This is a genomic window from Streptococcus sp. GS001 (genome assembly GCF_021595565.1).
Lineage (GTDB): Bacteria > Bacillota > Bacilli > Lactobacillales > Streptococcaceae > Streptococcus > Streptococcus xiaochunlingii.
In genome coordinates this window covers 123,965-147,550 of sequence record NZ_JACSYJ010000004.1, presented here as the reverse complement: position 1 = coordinate 147,550, position 23,586 = coordinate 123,965, and the positions used below count along the sequence as shown (strand labels likewise).

The 23,586-nt window shown below is 42.9% G+C and carries 20 protein-coding genes; 17 read left to right on the top strand and 3 right to left on the bottom strand.

Annotated features, from left to right (window positions below):
* The first annotated feature begins 1 nt into the window (after position 1).
* The 5 genes from dnaB (at position 2) to H8S88_RS08380 (ending at position 6,652) form a co-directional block, all read left to right on the top strand.
* The gene (dnaB, locus tag H8S88_RS08400) at positions 2 to 1,357 is read left to right on the top strand and encodes a replicative DNA helicase (protein ID WP_223363388.1); all 1,356 of its coding nucleotides are present in this window, start codon (positions 2 to 4) and stop codon (positions 1,355 to 1,357) included.
* A 3-nt stretch (positions 1,358 to 1,360) separates the two neighbouring features.
* Positions 1,361 to 1,633 carry a Veg family protein gene (locus H8S88_RS08395; protein WP_006595358.1) on the top strand — a complete coding sequence of 91 codons (273 nt, stop codon included), beginning with the start codon at positions 1,361 to 1,363 and terminating at the stop codon, positions 1,631 to 1,633.
* A gap of 582 nt (positions 1,634 to 2,215) precedes the next feature.
* The gene (rpsD, locus tag H8S88_RS08390) at positions 2,216 to 2,827 is read left to right on the top strand and encodes a 30S ribosomal protein S4 (protein ID WP_003009175.1); all 612 of its coding nucleotides are present in this window, start codon (positions 2,216 to 2,218) and stop codon (positions 2,825 to 2,827) included.
* 283 nt (positions 2,828 to 3,110) lie between these two features.
* Positions 3,111 to 5,264 (top strand): peptide cleavage/export ABC transporter ComA, encoded by a 2,154-nt coding sequence (gene comA, locus H8S88_RS08385; RefSeq protein WP_048789913.1) that lies wholly within the window; start codon positions 3,111 to 3,113, stop codon positions 5,262 to 5,264.
* A 26-nt stretch (positions 5,265 to 5,290) separates the two neighbouring features.
* The gene (locus tag H8S88_RS08380; protein WP_048789912.1) at positions 5,291 to 6,652 is read left to right on the top strand and encodes a bacteriocin secretion accessory protein; all 1,362 of its coding nucleotides are present in this window, start codon (positions 5,291 to 5,293) and stop codon (positions 6,650 to 6,652) included.
* 194 nt (positions 6,653 to 6,846) lie between these two features.
* Here the strand turns inward: H8S88_RS08380 and H8S88_RS08375 are convergent, their stop codons facing one another.
* Positions 6,847 to 7,383 (bottom strand): TetR/AcrR family transcriptional regulator, encoded by a 537-nt coding sequence (locus H8S88_RS08375; protein WP_006595361.1) that lies wholly within the window; start codon positions 7,381 to 7,383, stop codon positions 6,847 to 6,849.
* 135 nt (positions 7,384 to 7,518) lie between these two features.
* Here H8S88_RS08375 and H8S88_RS08370 point away from each other — a divergent pair, with 135 nt between their 5' ends.
* Entirely contained in the window at positions 7,519 to 10,314 is a 2,796-nt protein-coding gene (locus tag H8S88_RS08370) for a YhgE/Pip domain-containing protein (protein WP_236128253.1), read from the top strand.
* 65 nt (positions 10,315 to 10,379) lie between these two features.
* Here H8S88_RS08370 and H8S88_RS08365 read toward each other — a convergent pair whose 3' ends face one another.
* Together H8S88_RS08365 and H8S88_RS08360 are read right to left on the bottom strand one after the other, a co-directional pair.
* The gene (locus H8S88_RS08365; protein ID WP_048789910.1) at positions 10,380 to 11,048 is read right to left on the bottom strand and encodes a DUF4947 domain-containing protein; all 669 of its coding nucleotides are present in this window, start codon (positions 11,046 to 11,048) and stop codon (positions 10,380 to 10,382) included.
* A 214-nt stretch (positions 11,049 to 11,262) separates the two neighbouring features.
* Positions 11,263 to 12,513: a carbohydrate-binding domain-containing protein gene (locus tag H8S88_RS08360; protein ID WP_236128252.1), complete on the bottom strand. Its 1,251-nt coding sequence runs from the start codon at positions 12,511 to 12,513 to the stop codon at positions 11,263 to 11,265.
* Between the two features lie 226 nt (positions 12,514 to 12,739).
* On the opposite strand from H8S88_RS08360, the gene H8S88_RS08355 reads away from it, so the two are divergent.
* The 11 genes from H8S88_RS08355 (at position 12,740) to H8S88_RS08305 (ending at position 23,561) form a co-directional block, all read left to right on the top strand.
* Complete coding sequence (locus H8S88_RS08355) at positions 12,740 to 13,519, top strand: polyphosphate polymerase domain-containing protein (RefSeq protein WP_125335139.1); 780 nt, start codon at positions 12,740 to 12,742, stop codon at positions 13,517 to 13,519.
* Positions 13,512 to 14,195 (top strand): DUF4956 domain-containing protein, encoded by a 684-nt coding sequence (locus H8S88_RS08350; protein WP_125335137.1) that lies wholly within the window; start codon positions 13,512 to 13,514, stop codon positions 14,193 to 14,195. Before H8S88_RS08355 ends, H8S88_RS08350 begins: the two co-directional genes overlap by 8 nt.
* A gap of 246 nt (positions 14,196 to 14,441) precedes the next feature.
* Positions 14,442 to 15,707: a S41 family peptidase gene (locus H8S88_RS08345; protein ID WP_125335135.1), complete on the top strand. Its 1,266-nt coding sequence runs from the start codon at positions 14,442 to 14,444 to the stop codon at positions 15,705 to 15,707.
* Positions 15,708 to 15,853: 146 nt separating this feature from the next.
* Entirely contained in the window at positions 15,854 to 15,982 is a 129-nt protein-coding gene (locus H8S88_RS08340) for a teichoic acid D-Ala incorporation-associated protein DltX (RefSeq protein ID WP_006595368.1), read from the top strand.
* 14 nt (positions 15,983 to 15,996) lie between these two features.
* Positions 15,997 to 17,547, top strand: coding sequence for a D-alanine--poly(phosphoribitol) ligase subunit DltA (gene dltA / locus H8S88_RS08335; protein ID WP_048690311.1), 1,551 nt, complete (start codon positions 15,997 to 15,999; stop codon positions 17,545 to 17,547).
* Complete coding sequence (dltB, locus tag H8S88_RS08330; RefSeq protein ID WP_236128251.1) at positions 17,544 to 18,794, top strand: D-alanyl-lipoteichoic acid biosynthesis protein DltB; 1,251 nt, start codon at positions 17,544 to 17,546, stop codon at positions 18,792 to 18,794. The genes dltA and dltB overlap by 4 nt, the downstream gene beginning before the upstream one ends.
* Positions 18,795 to 18,812: 18 nt before the next feature.
* Positions 18,813 to 19,052 carry a D-alanine--poly(phosphoribitol) ligase subunit DltC gene (gene dltC, locus H8S88_RS08325; RefSeq protein ID WP_006595371.1) on the top strand — a complete coding sequence of 80 codons (240 nt, stop codon included), beginning with the start codon at positions 18,813 to 18,815 and terminating at the stop codon, positions 19,050 to 19,052.
* Positions 19,045 to 20,313, top strand: a complete 1,269-nt coding sequence (gene dltD, locus H8S88_RS08320) for a D-alanyl-lipoteichoic acid biosynthesis protein DltD (protein WP_236128250.1) — start codon at positions 19,045 to 19,047, stop codon at positions 20,311 to 20,313. The genes dltC and dltD overlap by 8 nt, the downstream gene beginning before the upstream one ends.
* A gap of 144 nt (positions 20,314 to 20,457) precedes the next feature.
* Complete coding sequence (locus tag H8S88_RS08315) at positions 20,458 to 20,694, top strand: hypothetical protein (protein WP_236128258.1); 237 nt, start codon at positions 20,458 to 20,460, stop codon at positions 20,692 to 20,694.
* Between the two features lie 100 nt (positions 20,695 to 20,794).
* Positions 20,795 to 22,549 carry an aspartate--tRNA ligase gene (gene aspS / locus H8S88_RS08310; RefSeq protein WP_236128249.1) on the top strand — a complete coding sequence of 585 codons (1,755 nt, stop codon included), beginning with the start codon at positions 20,795 to 20,797 and terminating at the stop codon, positions 22,547 to 22,549.
* Between the two features lie 70 nt (positions 22,550 to 22,619).
* Entirely contained in the window at positions 22,620 to 23,561 is a 942-nt protein-coding gene (locus tag H8S88_RS08305) for a YitT family protein (protein ID WP_048690300.1), read from the top strand.
* Positions 23,562 to 23,586: the final 25 nt, after the last annotated feature.

The window sequence follows — 23,586 nt, the reverse complement described above, 5'->3', positions numbered from 1 at the left end:
TATGGCTGAGATAGAAGAATTAAGAACCCAGCCTCAAGATATCCAAGCAGAGCAATCTGTCTTAGGAGCCATCTTTATTGATGAGGGAAAACTGGTTTTTGTTCGTGAGTTTATTGAGCCAGCAGATTTCTTTAAATATGCCCATCGGTTAATTTTTAAGGCGATGATTGACCTTGCAGATAAGGGAGATGCTATCGATGCGACGACCGTTCGCAATATTTTAGATAGCCAAGGGGACTTGCAAAATATCGGTGGTCTCTCTTATCTAGCTGAAGTTATCAACTCTGTTCCGACCTCAGCTAATGCGGAATATTACGCAAAGATTGTTTCCGAAAAAGCGGTTCTAAGACGCTTGATTGCTCGTTTAACGGAGAGCATTAATCAAGCATACGATGGAGCGAGTCCGTCGGATGAGATTATTGCAGGCGCAGAAAAAGCCCTGATTGATGTTAGTGAAAATGCCAATCGAAGTGGTTTTAAGAATATCAAGGATATCCTAAATATCAACTTTGGAAGTCTTGAAACTCGCTCATTGCAGACAACGGATATTACGGGGATTGCAACAGGTTATCGAGATCTTGATCATATGACAACAGGTCTTCATGAAGAAGAGTTGATTATTCTTGCGGCTCGTCCAGCGGTTGGTAAGACTGCCTTCGCTCTAAACATTGCCCAAAATATCGGAACCAAGTTGGATAAAACAGTTGCTATTTTCTCACTGGAAATGGGGGCTGAAAGTTTGGTGGACCGGATGTTGGCAGCAGAGGGCTTGATTGAGTCTCATTCTATTCGTACCGGTCAGTTGACAGATGATGAGTGGCGGAAATATGCCATTGCCCAAGGAAATCTAGCCAATGCCAGCATTTATATAGATGATACTCCTGGTATTCGGATTACAGAAATTCGATCTCGTTCTAGAAAGTTAGCACAAGAAACTGGTAATCTTGGCTTGATCCTTATCGACTACTTGCAGTTGATTACAGGGACTGGACGAGAAAACCGGCAACAGGAAGTTTCAGAAATCTCTCGTCAATTAAAAATTTTGGCGAAAGAATTGAAGGTTCCTGTGATTGCCCTTAGTCAGCTATCTCGGGGAGTCGAACAACGACAAGATAAGCGGCCGGTTCTATCTGATATCCGTGAATCAGGATCCATCGAGCAGGATGCAGATATTGTTGCCTTCCTATACCGTGATGACTATTATGAACGTGCAGGTGAGGAAGAAGAAGGCTTGCCGAATAACAAGGTTGAAGTCATCATTGAAAAAAACCGTTCAGGAGCGCGTGGAACAGTGGAGTTAATCTTCCAGAAAGAATATAATAAGTTCTCCAGCATATCAAAGAGAATAGAGGAATAATGGATGAGTGATGCATTTACAGATGTAGCAAAAATGAAAAAAATCAAAGAAGAAATCAAGGCTCATGAAGGCCAAATTGTGGAAATGACCTTGGAAAATGGTCGTAAACGTCAAAAAAATAAGTTTGGTCGATTAATTGAAGTCTATCCTTCTTTGTTTATTATTGAATACACTAATGAAAACAGTTTACCTGGTGAACCAGCAACAACCTATGTTGAATCGTATACTTACTCAGATATTTTGACTGAGAAAAATCTGATTCATTACTTAGACTAATCTGGCTAGGGTGAGCTACAACTTCCAACCGTCTCTTCTTGGAGATGGTTTTTTTGATGTCCTTAACATATCATAAAGATTTGTTGTGTAAATTTATTGACAAAGATGTCAATTTCACAATCATATCTGTCAATATTAGACAGGGGGATCTTTTGAAGAGAAATCTCATCTATATTCTTCATATCACTAAAATAGAGGGACTTAGGAGGTTATTAGAACAATCATGATTGACAGGTTGTAAATAAGGGTGTAAAGATTCCTGTAAACAGATAGGATAGGGAAGTGGATACATGTATATCCAAGTCAAAATATGGGATTTAGAAAGCCCCTAGCTAGAAAACCTCATTTTGCTTTTCATTTATAGAAAGAAACCAAAAAAATGAGAAAGCAACTTTACAAGGGCTGGTATTAGTGGTATAATAGAATTTGTGCGAAATGACAGCAGGACAAAATGAAGCTCGTCAACAGGAAGCCAGCTAGAAAAGTAACCTTTGCTGTTTGGGCGAAGGCTTTCTGAACGAATCAGGTTTGTCTAAAACGTTATTTCCTACAAAAAATTATTTTTATAGGAGGACATTTCAAATGTCACGTTATACAGGACCATCTTGGAAACAATCTCGCCGTCTTGGCTTGTCACTTACAGGTACAGGTAAAGAATTGGCACGTCGTAACTACGTACCAGGTCAACACGGACCAAACAACCGTTCAAAATTGTCAGAATACGGTTTGCAATTAGCTGAAAAACAAAAACTTCGTTTCTCTTACGGACTTGGTGAAAAACAATTCCGTAACTTGTTCGTACAAGCTACTAAGATCAAAGAAGGAACTGTCGGTTTTAACTTCATGCTTCTTTTGGAACGTCGTTTGGATAACGTTGTTTACCGTCTTGGACTTGCGACTACTCGTCGTCAAGCTCGTCAATTCGTTAACCACGGTCACATCCTTGTTGACGGAAAACGCGTTGATATCCCTTCATACCGCGTAACTCCAGGTCAAGTGATCTCAGTTCGTGAGAAATCAGCTAAAGTTCCAGCTATCCTTGAAGCTGTTGAAGCAACTCTTGGACGTCCAGCATTCGTATCATTCGATGCTGAAAAATTGGAAGGTTCATTGACTCGTTTGCCAGAACGCGATGAAATCAACCCAGAAATCAACGAAGCACTTGTCGTTGAATTCTACAACAAAATGCTTTAATTTTAAGAAAAAACTTGCAGAAAGCCTACAACAGTGGGCTTTTTGTTTTGTCTTCAATCCTCGATTTCTGGGTTTGTTCAGTTATTTGCTCCCTAAGTTTACTTCATAGAAAGAAATGTCCGCCTGTAAAAATAGGCGGTTTTTCTTTTACAAAATAAATAACAACTCTCCTGATTTGGAGATTTTTGTGACCAAATACCTAAAATAATAAACAAAATAGCGATTTTTTCTTCTCAGATTGTCCATTTTGTTAAGATGAAACAAACGATTGGAAAGGGTTCTTATGGGATTTAAGAAAAAACATTATCGCCAACAAGTTGATATGAGAGACTGCGGTGTTGCTGCTTTGGCCATGGTCTTTGGCTACTATGGCTCATACTATTCTTTGGCCAGTCTGCGGGAGAAGGCAAAAACGACTGCAGATGGAACGACCGCCTTAGGTCTGGTCAAGGTGGCTGAGGAGTTGGGATTTGAGACACGCGCCTTCCGAGCAGATCGCACACTTTTTGACTTGGAAGGAGTGACCTATCCATTGATTGTCCACGTGATCAAGGATGGGCGTCTCCCTCATTATTACGTAGTCTATAAGAAAGATAAAAAGCATCTTTACATAGCCGATCCAGATCCAAAGGTAAAGATGACCAAATTGACGATCGAGGAGTTTGAAAAGGAATGGACAGGGATTGTCATTGCCTTGGCCCCGACTCCAGCCTATCAACCAAGTAAAGAAAAGAAAAATGGGCTTTTAGATTTTGTCCCTCTTTTGTTTAAACAGCGGCAATTGGTTCTGCATATTGTTCTTGCAACGTTATTGGTGACCCTCATCAATATTGTGGGTTCTTACTACCTACAATCGATTATTGATACCTATGTGCCTGATCAGATGAAGCAGACGCTGAGTGTGATTTCACTAGGGTTGATCGTGGTTTACATCTTACAGCAAGTCCTGACCTATGCGCAAGATTACTTGCTTCTTGTTTTAGGCCAACGCTTGTCTATTGATGTCATTCTATCCTATATTAAGCATGTTTTTCAGTTGCCTATGAGTTTCTTTGCGACTCGACGGACAGGAGAAGTGGTGTCACGTTTTACAGATGCCAACCGCATTATCGATGCTCTGGCTAGTACGCTGCTCTCAATCTTTTTGGATCTGTCTATTGTTTTGATTTTATCAGTAGTCCTGTTTAGCCAAAATGCTCACCTCTTTTTCTTGACTATTCTCTTGCTACCGATTTATGCGGTCATTATTTTTGCCTTTATGAAGCCTTTTGAGCGCTTAAATAATGAAACCATGGAAGCTAATAGTGTTTTGTCTTCTTCCATCATCGAAGATATCAATGGGATCGAAACCATCAAGTCTCTTACCAGTGAGCGGAGCCGCTATCAAAAGATTGACTCAGAATTTGTGGACTATCTCAAGAAGTCCTTTGCCATGAGCAAGGCGGAGAGTCTACAAAAGGGGCTCAAGCACTTGGCCCAGTTGATTTTGAATGTCTTGGTCTTGTGGTTGGGAGCTCATTTGGTCATGAAGCAAGAATTGAGCTTGGGGCAGTTGATCACCTACAACACTCTCCTTGTTTATTTCACAGGCCCTTTAGAGAACTTGATCAACCTCCAAACCAAACTTCAAGCAGCCCGAGTGGCCAATACCCGTCTGAATGAAGTCTATTTGATAGACTCTGAGTTCGCAGAGAAGAAGCCTCTTCAAGATCGTGAGGCTCTCGATGGTGATCTGGTTTTTGAGGGAGTGGACTACAAGTACGGTTTTGGAGCTAACGTTCTTACCGATATCAGTCTCACGATCAAAAAAGGGAGCAAGGTAAGTTTTGTTGGTATTTCAGGTTCTGGAAAAACCACGCTAGCTAAGATGATGGTGAATTTCTACCAACCCAATAAAGGGACGATTCGTCTGGGAGGAACGGATATCCAGCAAGTGGATAAGACCTTGCTTCGCCAGCAAATCAATTATTTACCCCAGCAGCCCTATGTCTTTAATGGTACGATTTTAGAGAACTTGTTACTGGGAGCGCGGGAAGGAACTAGTCAGGAAGATATCTTGCGCGCTGTTGAAATCGCAGGAATTCGAGAAGACATTGAGCGTATGCCTCTCAATTACCAAACGGAATTGACTACGGATGGCATGGGAATCTCTGGTGGTCAACGGCAACGGATTGCCTTGGCGCGTGCCTTATTAACGGACGCTCCGATTTTGATTTTGGATGAAGCGACCAGCAGCCTGGATATCTTGACGGAGAAGAAAATTGTGGACCGCTTGATGGCCTTAGACAAAACGATTATCTTTATCGCCCATCGGTTAACGATTGCAGAACGGTCTGAAAAAGTCTTCCTCATGGACCAAGGTCGTCTGAAAGAAGAAGGGAGCCATGAAGAACTGCTGAAAAAGAATGGCTATTACAGCCATTTGGTTACTTGTTAAGAGAGGACTAGGAGAAAAAAGAAAGTATGATGAACGAAAAATATTTTGAAAGTGCAGAATTCTATCAGAAACGTTTCCATAATTTTGCTAGTTTATGGGTAGTCCCTTGTTTTCTTTTACTATTGTTTGTTGTAGGCTTCTCTGTCTTTGCCAAGAAGGAAGTGACCTTGTCTAGTCGTGGGACGATTGAAGCTACGCGCGTGGTGGACCAAATCCAGTCAACGAGTAATTCTCCCATTCAAGTCAACCATTTGAAGGAAAATAAAGAGATTAAGAAGGGAGAAATCTTGGTAGAATACCAAGGGGATCAGGAAAAGCAACAAGGGATGAGCTTAACGCAACAGCTCGACCTCTTAAAGAAACAGGAGGAACAATTAAAATTGTTGAAAACGAGCATTGAGACCGGGGAGAGCCAATTTACAGGAAATGAGCATTTTGGGTATGACCAGCTGTTTAAGGATTACCAGCAACAAATAGCGATTCTCCAAGCGCAAGCCCATCAACAAAATGCAACCATTGCTTCTCAAAATGCCAGTGCAAGTTCCAGTCAAGCAGAAATTGGCCAAGCTATCCAAGACCAAGAGAAGCGATTAACTGATTACCATAGTCTAAAATCAGCTCTACTAGAGGGAAGAAGTCTGGATGCGACTCATCCACTTTACTCTCTCTACCAGAGTTACGCTCAGCAACCACATGGAGAAGAAAACGCTCAAGCACAAGCTTCTTTTATCAGTCAGCTAGATAGTCAAATCCAGCAGTTAGAGGCGAGTATTTCTAATTATCGCATCCAATATGCGGGATCTGGAAGCCAACAAGCTTTTTCGACCAGCTTAGATAGTCAAATAGCCTCTCTGAAAGCTCAACAGCTGAGTAAAGTTGGACAAGATTTACTGCTTCTTTCTCAGCAAATTGCAGATTTAGACAGTAAGTTAAAAACACAAGAAAATCTTCTTCAGAAGACTCGGATTCTAGCCAAGAATGAAGGGGTGATTCATTTGAATGATGAAACAAAAGGAGCAAGTATTGTAGCGGAAGGTACTCCTTTGGCTCAAGTTTATCCTCTCATTCAGAAAGAAAAAGAAGTCAAGATTGTCACCTATATTCCTTCAAAAGATATAGCAACGATTCATGTAGGTGATCGGATTCGCTTTAGCACACAGGGAAGTAAACAAAAACCAATTACGCTAGAGGCCCGTATTAGCTCAATTGCTTCGAGTGCCACTCGAACAGAACAGGGGAACTTTTTCAAAATAGAGGGAGTTCTTCGTCTCAAGGATCAGGAGGCCAAACTCCTACGATACGGTTTGGAAGGGAAGTGTGTCCTGATCACAGGAGAAAAATCTTACTTCAGTTTCTTTGTGGATCAATTTTTAGGAGCAGGGAACTAAAGAAACATAACATAAAAGAGGCTGGGACAAAAGTCCTAGCCTCTCAATTGTCTTTGGATTATCGAGCAAGACGCAGTGGTTGACTGGGCTCTACCACGCTGATTTCATCAGCTTTTACAGCCCTACTCAACTGTGCGGAGGTGGGACGACGAAATCGAATTCTAACGAATTACCGATTTCTGTCCCACTCTCTTTTATTCCAGCATTTTTAATAGAAAGTCCGCCATTTGTTGGGGGCTTTCTTTTTGCCCACGCGCCACCCACATTTGACAGACTCCAAAGAAGGCATTGGTGAGGTAGACAGAACTATAGTCTCTTTCGATTTCGGTCAAAGATCGATGGCCATAACGTTCTTGCAAGCTATCGACTAGTAGAACTTGTAGCTTGTGTCGCAAGAAGGATTGAATTTCTTTTGTCCCATTCTCAGTTAAAAGGACAGCAAAGAGGGGCTCCTTGGTGAGAAATTCGAAAACTTCGGTAACAGCTTGGTGTTTATCATCTTGTTGTTTGTCGAAGATGTATTCCACTTTGTGGAAAAATTCCTGTTGGTAGCGCTCGATCATATCGTACTTATCGCGGTAGTGGGTATAGAAGCTACTCCGGCTGATACCAGCTTCTTTTGCCAACTGTACGGTTGAGATCTCATCAAAGGACTCCCTATGAAGCAGGTCAACCATGGCTTCCTGGATGATCCGTTTTGTTTTTATTCGCTTGTTGCTTTCGGTAACCATTCTAGTCTCCCTCTTTTATACACAAAATTATACACAGTGTCCAAAAATGATTTTTTTAACTTGCGGTTTTTAAAAAGAACTGTATAATCAATTATATCAAAAAAATAGACAATGTGTATAAAAAGGAGACAAAAAATGTTTAAGGAATGGAAAGCGATTTTTAGGAAACCGACCTTTATCGTTGTGATGATCGGGGTTGCCTTGATACCAGCTCTCTACAATGTGATCTTTCTATCCTCTATGTGGGATCCTTATGGCAAGGTTTCTGACCTGCCAGTAGCAGTTGTCAATCAAGACCAGCCGGCTCGTTATCAGGAAGAAGAATTGACAATCGGAAAAGACATGGTGTCCAATTTTGAGAAAAGTGACGCCCTGGATTTTCATATTGTCGATGAAAGAGCAGCTAAAGAGGGGCTGGAAAAGGGTGATTACTATATGGTGGTGACCTTGCCCAAAGATCTATCTGCTAAAGCTGCTTCTATCTTAACCAATCATCCGGAACAGATGACCATTGCCTACCAAACATCTAGTGGGCATAGCTTTATTGCTGGTAAGATGAGTGATTCAGCCATGATAAAAATCCAGCAAACCGTTGCTAGTAATGTCACTCAAACCTATACCAGCGCTCTTTTCGAAAAGATGGGAAGCTTGAAGACAGGGATGGGAACAGCAGCGGAAGGAAGCCAGAAATTAGCGACCGGTGCTGGTCAGCTAAAAGAGGGTGGACAGACCCTGACAGACCATTTGACCACCTTGTCCAATTCGAGTCTGTCTTTTTCAAATGGGGCACAGACTCTTAGCACTGGTCTCTTGGCCTACACCAATGGAGTTGGCCAATTAGGAACGGGTCTTCATCAAATGCAGGAGAAAGTTCCCACCCTCGTATCGGGAGTTGGACAACTTCATGATGGTTTTACTACCTTTAGTAGTGGACTGACGACCTATACATCTGGTGTTGGACAGCTGGGAGATGGTTTAAACCAAATGGCTAGTCAAACGCCACAGTTAGCCTCTGGGATTGGCCAATTGCATACAGGGATGACGACTCTCTCAACGGGACTGGATACCTACACAAAGGGAGTTAGTCAGTTGAATGTTGGTGCTAGTAACTTGACGGCTGGCCTCACCAGCTATAGCTCAGGGCTTGCTACTCTCAGTGGTGGAGCTAGTCAATTAAGCGGCCAATCGGAAGCATTAAGAAATGGAGTGTCTCAGTTAGAGACAGGCATTCAAACCTTATCCACCCAACTCACTCCGCAACCAAATCAACAAGAGCAACTTGCCCAATTAACAGCAGGCCTCACCCAATTAAATGAAGCTATTCAGAACACGAGCGGGGATACCAGTCAACTCAGCACAGCTTTGGCAAGCATCGCCACCTCTGCTCAAGGGATTTCAGCAGCGGCACAGGCTGACCGTAATTCAGTACTAGCAAATCTTCAAGCTACTGCTGCCTATCAATCGATGACAGCTGAGCAACAGGCAGAAATGACGGCTGCTGTCTCTGCTACTTCAAGTACCACAGAGACTGCTGCTCAAGCGATTTTAACCACTGTTCAAGGCTTGCAAGAAAGCTTAACAACCGAGAGTTCCTTGGCCACAGTAAAAGAAAGTGCCAACCAGATCTTGCCAACAGCTTCGTCTACCTTGAATACTCTTTCAACTAGCTTGAGCTCCCTACAGACCGCAGTAACAGAGCAACTTCTACCAGCAAGCCAAACCCTTAGCCAGGGCATTCAACTCTATACGACAGGGGTGGATCAGTTAGCCAGTGGAGCTAGTCAGCTTACGGATAATAGCAGTAGCTTGATTGCAGGAGCTACTCAATTGAGTGCGGGGACAAGTCAGCTGGATCAGAAATCTGGTGACTTGGTAATGGGAAGTAATCAACTAGCAGCAGGATTGGGAGACCTAAATGGGAAAATGCCAACTCTGACTGCTGGAATGAATCAATTAGCTTCAGGAGCCAACCAATTGACTAGTAAGTCTAGCGAATTAACAACAGGCGCTGGATTGCTAGCTAGTGGGATCGGTCAACTAAATGGTCAAACACCGGTTTTGGCTAGCGGTGTTGATCAACTGGTATCAGGAGTTGATCAGTTATCGGATAAATCAGGTCAGTTACTATCAGGTTCTCAGCAATTGGCGGATGGTGCAACTAAGATAGCTGATGGCTCTGGTCAATTAGCGGCAGGGGGTCAGGTTCTTGTCGGAGGTTTGGCTGATCTCCAAACAGGTAGTCAAAATCTTAGTCAAGGCTTGAGTTCAGCTAAGGACCAACTAAATAGCGCTAGCACTGAAAAAGAAAATGCAAGCGTATTGTCAGATCCAATCACTCTTTCGAAGACAGACCATGACAATGTTTCAGTGAACGGAGTAGGAATGGCGCCTTATATGATATCTGTTGCCCTTTTCGTCGCGGCTCTCTCTACCAATATGATTTTTGCCAAATTGCCATCTGGGCGTCATCCAGAAAGTCGTTGGGCTTGGCTTAAATCGAGATTGGAAGTGAACGGGATGATTGCGGTCTTGGCTGGTGTCCTGGTCTACGGAGCTGTCCACCTGCTCGGAATGGCGGCAAACCATGAAAGCTTGACTCTCTTCCTCTGTGTGTTAGGAAGTGTGACCTTCATGTCCGTGGTAACCGCCTTAACGACATGGAACAACAAGGTCGGAGCATTTATCTCTTTGATTCTCTTGCTCCTTCAACTGGCTTCTAGTGCAGGGACTTATCCGCTTGCCCTCACCAATCGTTTCTTCCAAACTATTCATCCACTGTTGCCAATGAGTTATACCGTATCGGGATTAAGGGAAACCATTTCCTTATCTGGTCAGATAGGTGGGCAAGTCACCTTCCTTACCCTAGTTTTGGGCTTGTGTATTGGTCTAGGAATGATGGCCTATCAACCTCAAAAGATGGAAGAAGACTAAGCTTCCTCTATCTAAAGTTTCATGTGAAACAAAGCCCTCTTCTCAATAGAGAAGAGGGCTTTTTCTTAGTTAAAATAAAGCACTTCTGGATTTGGAGTGATGTAGATAAGGTTATCTTCTTTGAAGACCAGCTGTACTTGGCCCTGTTTGTAGATATAAACCGTGTACGTTTGACCGAACCTAGTGGCTTGAGCGATATCGATCGCACCAGCCCAAAAAGCACGAAGCTGTTCATCTGTTAAGTGTCCCTCTTGATAGAGTTTCACGAGGTTTTCCCGTTCCTTTTCTGAGAAGGTTTCGACCAGATACTTTGGGTCGTTAAGGACATTTTCAGGTTCCCCAAGAATTTTTTGAACAAATTTTTTAGTATAGCCTTCGTAATCCGGTGTTGCGGCTTCTAATGTATCGCCATCTTTTCTATAGTAAACGACAGAATCGCCTGTTGCATAGATCTTGTCTGTTGGAGCTTCGCTAGCATTGGCAGGGAGCTCCTCCATTTTTTTGCTAGAGCTAGTTTCCGTCTTAGACTCTTTCTTTTCTTTGTTCGAAGAGCTAGTTTTAGATGATTTTTTAGACGATGAGGCTTCTTTTTCACTTTTCTCTTGTTTTTTAGAAGAGGCACGAGAGCTCGTTTCTTCCGGTTTGAAATATGATTGAAAATCAGACATACAGGCTGTCAAGAAGAAAAGACTCAAAAAGAGCGTTGCAAGGAGAGTGATTTTTTTAGACATCATATAAAACCCTTTCTAATCATAGAGCGCTACTTCTTCTATTGTACACTATAAAAGCTTGGAAAGCACGAAAAAACAGAAGAGAGCTTGTACGAAGTAGGTATTCATACAAACTTTCTCTCCTGTAAGGGTCAGCTCCTTGTGATCTCATTTGAAGCGAGGGAGTCATCTTTTAATAACTCTCGTGTGCTTCAGTTAGTGGCCTTGGAAGAAGGGTTTAGCGTCCACCAGGCCCACCAGGTCCACCGCCTTGAGGTCCGCCACCTCCGGGAGCCCCACCACCTCCAGGCATGGAGTTGACAATTTCCGTTTGTTTTTCACCGTTGATATAGATGTCTCCGCCTGTGTAGGTAGCTGTTCCATCAAAGTCAAAGCCGGATTGCCCCGTCAAATTGATGGTTCCTCCAGTAACAGTGATATTTCCATTCGAATCAATTGGATCGGTATCGCCTTGGCCAACTTCAACGTTGAGTGTTCCACCATTCATGGTGAAGAAAATTTCATCTTGGTTGGCATTAGTATTGGCAGCATTGACACCGTCATCGGTTGCATAGATGGTGATATCTCCACCGTTGATGGTGATCGATTTTCCTTCGAGACCTTCGACAGACTCTGTTACCTCATAGGTTCCGCTATCGATGATCAGATCACCAGAAGCATGGATGCCATCGTCTCCTGCAGTGATGGTCATTTTGTTATCTGAAAGATACATGGTTCCGACCGAAGTATCTTCATCATTATCCACCTTGACTGCATCTTCATCTGCATCGATGGTCATGGTCGTACCAGTGATATTGAGTTCGTCATTGACGTTGAAGGCATCTCCTACAGCCGTGATCTTATAGGTTCCACCTGTGATGTGGAGGGTATCATTGGCCTTAATCCCGTTGTTCTTCTTGGCATCAATGTTGAGCGTACCTGAACCATTGATGGTGAGGTCGCCTTTAGAGAAGATGACCGCATCGGCATCTTCATCATTATTTGAACTGGAATCAGATAGGGTATTGGTAGTGCCATCTGCTAGAGTCAAGTAGACATGTCCTGCTTTCGTAGCAGAGATTGGCGCGTTGGTGTTAGTCATGGTAACCCCTTTTAAGACGATATGAACATCATCTGAATCATCTGCTTCGACCTTGATTTGAACCCCATTAGATTCACCAGAGATGACATAGGTTCCGGCCTTAGAGATGGTCACAGTGGATCCAGAAACAGCTACGCCGTCACCCGATACACTTGCAGAAGATCCAGATAGTTTTACAGTAGAGGCTTTACTTTCATCATAAGAGGTGTCCTTGTCCTTATCTGTAAAATAGTTGGAATTGTTTGTTTTATTTTTTGAAGTAGAAGTAGCGGTTGTTTGTGCAGTATTGCTTTTTGTAGCTGATTGTGATGACGCCTGGGTACAAGCTGTCAGTAAGGTGAGGGTTGCGGCCCCCGTTAATAAGAATTTCCATTTGTTTGATTTCATGAGCTTTTCCTCTCGTTCCCTTGATATGCTCCTAGTCTAAAGTTGCTAGCTGAAAGTTTCCTGAAGTTTTTCTGAAAGGAACCTTAACTTTAGTTTTCTTTAAGTTTGGCTTAATGAAAGCTTAAGAAAAGGCAACTAAACTAAGGAACAAGTAAAGCGACTTGTGGCTTTGCAACAAAAACGATAAAGAAAATGATAACTTTTTATTGAACAAAAGGAGAAAAACATGAAAAAAACGGTAGAGACAAGCTTCAAGCGGATTGAAACCAAATATGTGGTGAATAAAGAAGACTTGGATGATTTATTGAAAGATTTGAAGAAATATGTTGTTGAAGACGATTATCCCATCTCCACGATTTCGAATATCTATTTTGATACCGAAGACTTTGATGTGATCCAAGATGCTCTTGCTAAACAGAACCGTCGTGAAAAGATCCGGATGCGGACCTATGTGGAGCATCCAACAGTGGAGAGTCCGGCTTTTCTAGAAGTAAAATCAAAGGATGCAGAAGGAATTGGTCATAAGTTCCGCCTGGTCTCGAACCCTTCCTCCATCACCCGCCTCATGACGGATGGACTAGTGGATCAGACCATTCAGGATCTGGATTTGGTGCAAGAAATCCAAGCTCTGTGCCAGCGCTATGATAACCGACTACAGCCCCAGATGTACATCTATTATGATCGTTTGTCCTTAAAAGAAAAGAAGAGCATCCAAGGCTATCCTTACAATAAGATTCGGGTCACTCTGGATCAAAACTTGGTCTATCGTGATCAGCAAGTCAGTCTCCTTTGTGGGAAAGCTGGTGAGCCTTTATTAGAAGAAAATACCATCGTTATGGAAATCAAGGCCCCAGGTGAAGAACCTCAGTGGCTGAAGGACATTCTGGATAAGTACGGACTGGTCAAACAGAAATTTTCGAAATACAGTTGTGCCTACCATAAGTCACAAGGCTTAGACTATGCACCAACGCCAATTCAAGAAAGGACAGGTGCTGCCTATGTCTAATCTATTTGATTCTATTTTTAATAACGCTACGGCAACCGTAGATCCGGTGCGCCTGATGCTAGCCTTGCTGGTCAGCCTGGTGCTCGGGATGGCCTTGTCTTGGACCTACAAATACCGTACTCTCTATACGCGTGAATTTATCGTCAGTCTCACCTTGCTTCCCTGCATGATGACCCTGGTGATTTTCCTGGTGAATGGGAGTCTGGGGACCTCGATTGCAGTAGCAGGGACCTTTAGCTTGATTCGATTTCGTTCCGCTACCAGCGGCTCGAGAGAATTGATCGCGATTTTCCTAGCCATGATTATTGGTTTAGCAGCGGGGTCGGGCTACCTCTTATTGGCAGTTTTGTTTACGGCCTTTCTGTTAGCTATCTGGCTCTTGCTCGAAACCAAGCAAAGTAAGACCGACCACCAACGGCGCCGCCATCTGACGATTGAGCTAGGAAATCAGGCTAGGATTGCGGAGAAAATCAGCCGTCTGCTGGATCGCAATTGTACAGAAGTCGACTTGATTTCGGTCAATACAAGCCAAAATGGGGAACAGCTTACCTTGGATTATGAAGTAGATCTGAGACCAGAAGTTGACGATTTTGCAATAACGACCTTCCTAACAGAAGAAATTTATCATTGCGATGTCTCCTTGACCAAGAAGGCTAAGAAAAGAAAGAATTTATAGAAGAGAGTGGGACAGAAATCGGTAATTCGTTAGAATTCGATTTCGTCGTCCCACCTCCGCACAGTTGAGTAGGGCTGTAATAGCTGATGAAATCAGCGTAGTAGAGCCCACTCAACCACTGCGTCTTGCTCGACAATTCAAAGACAATTGAAAGGCTAGAACTTTTGTCCCAGCCTCTTTTTAGGCTTTTAAGAACTTTTTAAGGAAAAGTGGTATACTGTTTCTAAAAAATTGAAGGAGTCCTGCATGAGAAAAAGAGCTATTTTTGAAGATGTCGTCTCCATTATGACTCACGATTCATCTACCATCAAAGACCGAAAAGGATGCGATCCAGAGCCTTTTCGAGAAAAAATTACAGATGAAATGACGGATGATGCCTTTCTTTATCAAGTCAGGTCCTACCTAGCTAGTTTTGGGGTGATCGGGCATGTTTCTTTTGGAAAGAAAAAGTCCCCCAACAAAGGTTTTTTATTGCGCTCGACAGACGACGGTCTCTTTGTAGAAGGGGCAAATGAAGATACAGGACTTCAAGTAGGAGATCAGATCTTAGCTTTGGATGGAAGTGACTTGGAGCAGGTAGCCTCTCTCCATAAGGACTATTTTATCAGTAAGACCCCTGAAAGACACTACCGAGAATGGGCAGATTTGATCTCTCAGTCCACAAGGGTCACCCTGCTTCGGGAGGGGGTAGAAAAGACCATTGAAGTAGTGCCCAGTCGAGAACCAATCCAAGATCAGATTTTTTGGAAACGATTAGACGATGAGATTCTTTATCTTCGTCTGGATAATTTTATGGATGAAGGAGCTATTAGTCGGGTATATCAAGAGTGTTTACCCATGATGACGGAGGTCAAGTTTCTTCTCATTGATGTCCGACAGAACGGCGGAGGGACAGATTCTCTATATCTTACTCTGTTACATCTAGGCTTAGAGAAGGATCAGGGCTATGATTCGCTTGACTGGGACGATGATGGCATGGAAATTCTATACACGGAACGCAATGTCGACTTACGCTTGAAAGACTTTGAGGACTGGATGCAACAGGAAGAAATTAGTCCTGAAACAACTAAACTACTTGAAGATATGAAAGAGGAGTTGATCCACCATCGGGGGAAAGGCTATGTACCGTATCAGCAAGAAAGCGAGGAATTCTTCCCAGAGGTTAGAGGTGGCCAATATCCCGAACAGATCTTTATCTTATCAGATATTTATTGTGGATCATCTGGTGATAATTTTGTCCAGATGATGAAGCAGTTTAAGAAGGTAACAGTGGTAGGTAGACCAACTCTAGGAATTTTAGACTATTCCAATTGTTGTACTGTTGATTATGGGGATTATCGATTGATGTTTCCTACTTCTCGCTGTCTAAGCTTGGATCAAGGAAAAGGAATGACGGATCAAGGTGTGGAGCCGGATATAGAGGTTCCCTGGAGTCCCGACCATTTTGAAAGAGATGTAGATCTAGACAAGTGTTTGGAGTTGATTCGTCAGAGTTGCGAAACGGCAAGATAAGGCTTAGATAGCGGTTGGCTTAAATTAGGATAGTAATCGTCTCGTATGGTAACGTTTTCTAGTATTATTTCTTTGTGTTTGGATTGCTATGACTGAACAAAAAATGGTAAAATAGTCAGTGAAAATCAAAATGAAGAGTGAAAAAGATGAAACATAAAACACTTTATAAATTTATAGGGCAAACAATTTTGTATTTCGCTATTTTCTTAGCCTTACTCTATTTCTTTAGTTACCTTGGTCAAGGTCAGGGTGGCTTTATCTATAATGAATTTTAAAGGAGATCCCTACCGTGTCAAACCAACCAATTACTGATATGATCGAGGCGATTGAGCGCTTCGCCCAACTGCAACCAGACTATCCTGTCTACAATGTCCTTGGAGAAGAGCATACCTATGGCCAATTGAAGGCAGACTCAGATAGCTTAGCAGCCCACATTGACCAAATGGGACTTCCTGAAAAGTCACCTGTTGTGGTCTTTGGTGGTCAAGAATATGAAATGTTGGCAACCTTTGTGGCCTTGACCAAATCTGGCCATGCTTATATCCCAATTGATAGCCATTCTGCCTTGGAGCGCGTGTCTGCCATTCTTGAAGTGGCTGAGCCAAGCCTGATCATTGCCATCAATGAGTTTCCAATCGAAAACCCAGCTGCTCCGATCATGTCCTTGGAGCAAGTGCGTGAAGCTTATGCGGCTCAGAATGCTTATGATTTGCAACATCCTGTCAAAGGGGATGATAACTACTACATCATCTTTACCTCTGGAACAACTGGAAAACCAAAAGGGGTGCAAATTTCGCATGATAACTTGCTCAGCTTTACTAACTGGATGATCACAGACAAGGAATTTGCGACGCCAGAGCGTCCGCAAATGTTGGCGCAACCGCCCTATTCTTTTGACTTGTCTGTCATGTATTGGGCACCAACCTTGGCTCTTGGTGGAACCCTTTTTGCTCTTCCATCAGCCATCACTCAAGACTTCAAACAACTCTTTGCGACCATTTTTTCTCTTCCGATTGCGATCTGGACTTCGACGCCATCTTTTGCAGATATGGCCATGCTGTCTGAAGATTTCAATGCTGAAAAGATGCCAGGTATTACCCATTTCTACTTTGATGGGGAGGAGTTGACCGTGAAAACGGCTCAGAAATTGCGCGAGCGTTTCCCAAATGCACGCATCATCAATGCTTATGGGCCAACGGAAGCAACCGTTGCTTTGTCGGCAGTGGCTATCACAGATGAGATGCTAGCGACTCTTAAACGCTTGCCAATCGGCTATACCAAAGAAGATTCTCCAACCTTTATCATTGATGAGGAAGGGAACAAATTGCCAAATGGAGAGCAAGGGGAAATCATCGTATCTGGACCAGCTGTTTCAAAAGGTTATATGAATAATCCAGAGAAAACAGCAGAAGCCTTCTTCGAATTCGAAGGTCTTCCAGCCTACCATACGGGAGATGTCGGAACCATGACAGATGAAGGCCTCCTTCTCTATGGTGGACGGATGGATTTCCAAATCAAGTTTAACGGCTACCGTATTGAGCTAGAAGATGTTTCTCAAAACTTGAACAAGTCTCAGTACATCGACTCGGCTGTTGCAGTACCGCGCTACAACAAAGATCACAAGGTGCAAAATCTCTTGGCCTATGTCATCTTAAAAGATGGGGTCAAAGAACAATTTGAGCGCGAAATTGATATCACGAAAGCCATTAAGGAAGATTTGGAACACATCATGATGTCTTATATGATGCCTTCAAAATTCCTCTACCGTGACAGCTTGCCGCTAACTCCAAATGGGAAAATCGACATCAAAGGGTTGATTAGCGAGGTTAACAACCGATGATCGAGTTTTTGAAACAGCTCCCTCATTTAGAACCCTATGGCACCCCGGTCTACTTTATTTATTTGATTGGGGCCTTATTGCCCATCTTTGTTGGCCTCTTCTTTAAGAAGCGTTTCCCAGTCTATGAGGCCTTGGTTAGTCTAGCCTTTATTGTTTTGATGTTGACAGGGACGGATTTGAAACAAATCTATGCGGTTCTTTTCTACCTCTTTTGGCAAATCCTTTGGGTCTACTCCTATAAATTCTATCGAAGCCAGCGTGATAACAAGTGGGTCTTTTATGTTCACTCTTTCTTGGTCGTTTTGCCCTTGGTTTTTGTGAAGGTGCAACCAGCCATTGATGGGACCCAGTCTTGGATGGGCTTCCTTGGGATTTCCTATCTGACCTTCCGAGCGGTAGGGATGATTATCGAGATGCGAGATGGGACCCTCAAAGAATTTAGTCTCTGGGAATTCTTGCGTTTCTTGCTCTTTATGCCGACTTTTTCAAGTGGGCCGATCGACCGCTTCAAACGCTTCAATGAAGATTACCTAACGATTCCAGATCGGGATGAGCTCCTCGATATGCTGGAGCAGAGCGTCAAGTATATCATGCTTGGCTTCCTCTATAAGTTCATTCTAGCTCATATCTTTGGTCATCTCTTGTTAGGTTATGTCAAGACTTATGCCCTTCTTCAAGGGGGCGTCTTTAACCTAGGAACCTTAGGGGTGATGTATGTCTTTGGTTTGGACCTCTTCTTTGACTTTGCAGGCTATTCCATGTTTGCCCTTGCGGCATCCAACCTGATGGGGATTAAGAGTCCAATCAACTTTAACCTCCCTTTCAAATCACATGATTTAAAGGAATTTTGGAATCGTTGGCACATGAGCCTATCTTTCTGGTTCCGTGACTTTGTCTTTATGCGTCTGGTTATGGTCTTGATGCGCAACAAGGTCTTTCAGAGTCGGATTACAACGTCAAACGTTGCCTATATCATCAATATGTTGGTCATGGGCTTCTGGCATGGAGTGACCTGGTATTATGTTGCTTATGGCCTCTTCCACGGTCTAGGTCTCGTGATCAATGATGCCTGGCTTCGGAAGAAGAAGACACTGAATAAAGAGCGCAAAGCAAAAGGACTTGAGCCCCTGCCAGATAATCGCTGGACTCAGGCTCTTGGAATCTTTATTACCTTCAACACCGTTATGCTGTCCTTCCTGATCTTCTCAGGTTTCTTGGATCAGCAATGGTTTCCAAAAATGAAATAAGAAAAGGAAAAATGAAAAATGGATGTAAAATCACAAGTAATTGAAATTATTGACGAATTGTTTATGGAAGATGTCTCAGATATGATGGATGAGGATCTCTTTGATGCCGGTGTTCTTGATAGCATGGGAACTGTTGAGTTGATTGTTGAATTGGAAAACCGCTTCGATATTCGGGTTCCAGTATCTGAATTTGGTCGTGATGACTGGAATACTGCCAACAAAATCGTAGAAGGTGTCATGGAGCTTCAGAATGCTTAAACGATTGTGGCTGATTCTGGGTCCAGTCTTTTGCGCCATGGCTCTTGTCGCTGCTCTTCTCTTTTTCTATCCGATTAACCACAAACATAATCTGACAGAGGAGAAAAAGGCCGCAGTGAGCTTGACGGCAGAAGGCTTTAAAAGTCGTGCCCGTAAGGAAGAAGCGCTCGGGGATCCCAACTATCGTTTTGTACCCTTCTTTGGTTCCAGCGAATGGTTGCGATTTGACATCGTCCACCCAGCAGTACTAGCTGAGAAGTATGATCGCTCTTATCGTCCATATTTTCTAGGACAACGAGGGGCAGCATCCTTGAACCAATATTTTGGGATGCAGCAAATTCTTCCTCAACTAGAAGGGAAAACGGCTGTCTATGTGGTATCGCCTCAGTGGTTTACGAAGGATGGTTATGATTCATCGGCCTTTCAGCAATACTTTAACAGTGATCAATTAACGAGCTTTTTGGCCAACCAAGAAGCTGGACCAGCAAGCCAGTATGCGGCATCTCGTCTCTTGCAGCAGTACCCTAATGTTGCTATGCAGGGAGAAGTTCAGAAGCTAGCCAAAGGTCAAAATCTATCTAGTTTTGAAAAAGGTCTCAATCAGACCCTCATGCGCTTTGTTCGTCGGGAGGATGCCTTCTTTAGCACCTTTACGGCAATGAACAATAGCAACTATGAGAAGAAAGTTCTCTCTCGCTTAAATGATTTGCCAGACACATTTTCTTACGAAGCCTTGGAAGAGGTGGCGACGGCGGAAGCTAAAAAGAAAACCAATAATAATAAACTAGGCATTAGTAATAGTTTTTATACTCATCGTCTTGCGAGTAAGCTCAAGAAACTCAAAGGATTCCAAAAGAATGAATCCTATGAACAATCCCCAGAATACAATGATTTACAACTGGTCTTGGATCAGTTTGCTCAATCTAAAACCAATGTCATCTTTGTCATCCCTCCAGTGAACTCGAAATGGATGGCTTATACAGGCTTGAGTAAAGAAATGTATCAACGGACAGTTGAAAAAATCCGTTACCAACTAGAAAGTCAAGGCTTTACCCATATTGCTGATTTTTCTAAAGATGGTGATAAACCCTACTTTATGCAGGACACCATTCATATGGGCTGGAATGGATGGTTGGCATTTGACAAGGCAGTTGATCCTTTTGTCTCCAACCCTCAACCGGCTCCTGAATACAAGATTAACAATCGTTTCTTAAGTCAGGACTGGGCTAACTATAAAGGTCAGCCGGATCAATTTAAGTAAGATGCGAAGAGGTTGAGAATACCCAGTCTCAACCTTTTTTCCTATAGTTTTGAAGAAACTTATCCCCATATTCACAGACTTATCCACAGACTTGTGGATAAGTCTATCTACTAGAAAGAGAGAAACTGGTAAACCATGAAAACAATGAAGAAAATAGCTGTTTATGCGATTCTTCAAGGAATCGTGATCTTTCTCATTACGGGCCTCATCACCCAATTCATCAGAGGAGACTTCTTTTTCCGTAACTTGGCTCCAATATTTGGAGTCTTGGCAGCTATCATGCGTTTTGGAACAGCTAGTCTGATGAAAATCTTGGCCCCAACCCTATACGATGAAGAGGCCAAACAAGAGAAAACTCCTACCGGGAAAGAAGCTGAATAAAAGAACTGTTTTTTCTGGAAAAATCTCTGGAAAAGCACTTATCTGACAGGCTTTATGGTAAAATAGAAGGAAGAATATTAGTTTGGAGAGTAAAAATACAATGAAACGTTCCATGTATGCTGGACGTGTTCGCGAGGAACACATTGGACAAGAACTAACCCTCAAAGGATGGGTGAGTCGACGCCGTGATTTGGGTGGCTTGATCTTTATTGATTTGCGAGATCGTGAAGGGATTATGCAATTGGTCATCAATCCAGAGACGGTCAATTCGGAAGTAATGGCAACGGCTGAGAGTCTTCGTAGCGAGTATGTGATCGAAGTGACAGGTCAAGTTGCTGCCAGACAGCAAGCGAATGATAAAATTGCAACAGGTCAGGTTGAAATGCATGTTTCTTCATTGACTGTCCTTAATACGGCAAAAACCACACCATTTGAGATCAAGGATGGCATTGAAGCTAACGACGATACCCGTCTACGCTATCGATATTTGGACTTGCGTCGCCCAGAGATGTTGGAAAACTTGAAATTGCGTGCTAAAGTAACCCACTCTATTCGGAATTACTTGGATGAGTTGGAATTTATTGATGTGGAAACACCTTTCCTTTCTAAGTCAACTCCAGAAGGGGCGCGTGACTATCTCGTTCCATCTCGTGTCAACAAGGGGCACTTCTATGCCTTGCCTCAAAGCCCTCAAATCACGAAACAATTGTTGATGAATGCAGGCTTTGACCGCTATTATCAAATCGTCAAATGTTTCCGTGACGAAGATTTACGTGGAGACCGTCAACCTGAGTTTACACAGGTCGATTTAGAAACCTCCTTCTTGACAGAGCAAGAAATTCAAGACATTACCGAAGGTTTAATCGCGCGTGTCATGAAAGAAACCAAGGGAATTGAAGTCACCCTTCCTTTCCCGCGGATGAAGTACGATGATGCGATGGCTCTTTACGGTTCGGACAAACCAGATACTCGTTTTGAGATGCTCTTGACAGACTTGACAGAAGTTGTAAAGGGTGTAGACTTCAAGGTCTTCTCAGAAGCTCCAGCAGTGAAAGCCATTGTGGTCAAAGGAGCAGCAGACAACTACTCACGTAAAGATATCGATAAGATGACCGAAGTAGCCAAACAATATGGGGCCAAAGGTCTTGCATGGGTCAAGGTAGCTGATGGTGCTTTAAACGGCCCAGTTGCTAAGTTCTTGACAGACGTGACAACAGAGTTGACAAGTGCTTTACAGTTGGAAGAAAAAGATTTGGTCCTCTTTGTAGCGGATACACTAGAAGTAGCCAATGCAACCCTAGGTGCCCTTCGTTGCAGAATTGCCAAGGAATTAGACCTCATCGACAACAATCAATTCAACTTCCTTTGGGTGGTAGATTGGCCAATGTTTGAGTGGTCTGAAGAAGAAGGCCGTTACATGAGTGCCCACCATCCCTTTACACTTCCACAAGCAGATACAGCTCATGAATTAGAGGGCGATCTCGCTAAGGTACGTGCTATTGCCTATGACATTGTGCTCAATGGTTACGAACTTGGAGGAGGAAGTCTCCGGATCAACCAAAAAGAATTGCAAGAACGGATGTTTACGGCTCTCGGTTTCTCAAAAGAAGATGCGACAGAGCAATTTGGTTTCTTGCTAGAAGCTATGGATTATGGTTTCCCTCCACATGGTGGATTGGCTCTTGGTTTGGACCGTTTTGTCATGTTGTTAGCTGGTGAGGAGAATATCCGTGAAGTGATTGCCTTCCCTAAGAACAACAAGGCAACAGATCCAATGACCCAAGCCCCTTCTGCAGTATCTACCAAACAACTGGAAGAGTTGAGTCTACAAGTAGAAGTCAAAACTGAGGAGTAAGAATAAAAGCGGAAAATCCGCAGAAGTAGCTTCTGAGATTTTCCCTTTATTTATAAATTAAGAGATAGTCATGAAAAAAACTCGCTTAGGTAAAATCTTACGTTATTATGTGAGAAGAATTGCTTATAATTTTAAATTATTACGGGTCTTGAAAAGCATTTCCCGCGAAAAATATGATGAAAAGATTTCAGCCTCATTGGTCTATGGATTTTTATCTGCGATTGCTGTGAACTTCTTTTTCCAGCCGGGACGTGTCTATTCGAGTGGCGCGACAGGGTTAGCACAGATTGTTTCTGCTCTTAGTGATCGATTTTTGGGCTTTACCATTCCTGTTTCCTTGTCATTTTATGCCATCAATCTACCCTTAATGATCATCGCCTGGTATCAAATTGGCCATAAGTTTACCATTTTCACCTTTATAACGGTGTCCATGAGTTCCTTTTTTATCCAATTTGTTCCAGTAGTTACGCTCACCAATGACCCTATCATGAACGCCTTGTTTGGGGGTGTGGTTATGGGGACAGGGATTGGTTTTGCCCTTCGGAATAATATCTCCAGTGGGGGAACCGATATTGTCAGTTTGACCATTCGAAAGCGAACGGGCAAGAACGTCGGCAAAATTTCTCTCATCGTTAATGGGACCATCATGTTGATAGCAGGGATGACCTTTGGTTGGAAGTATGCCCTCTATTCGATGATTACCATTTTTGTTTCCAGTCGAGTGACAGATGCTGTCTTTACCAAGCAGAAGCGGATGCAAGCCATGATTGTCACTAGCCAACCGGATAAGATTATTGAAAAAATCCATAAGCGATTGCACCGTGGGGCAACCATTATTCACAATGCCGAAGGGACCTATAATCATCAGGAAAAAGCCGTCTTACTCACGGTTATTACCCGAGCAGAGTTTAATGAGTTTAAATTTTTAATGAAAAAAGCAGACCCTCAAGCTTTTATAACAATTTCAGACAATGTTCATATTATTGGACGCTTTGTCGAAGTAGAAGACTAAAAAATTCCTGCAAGAACTTCTTGCA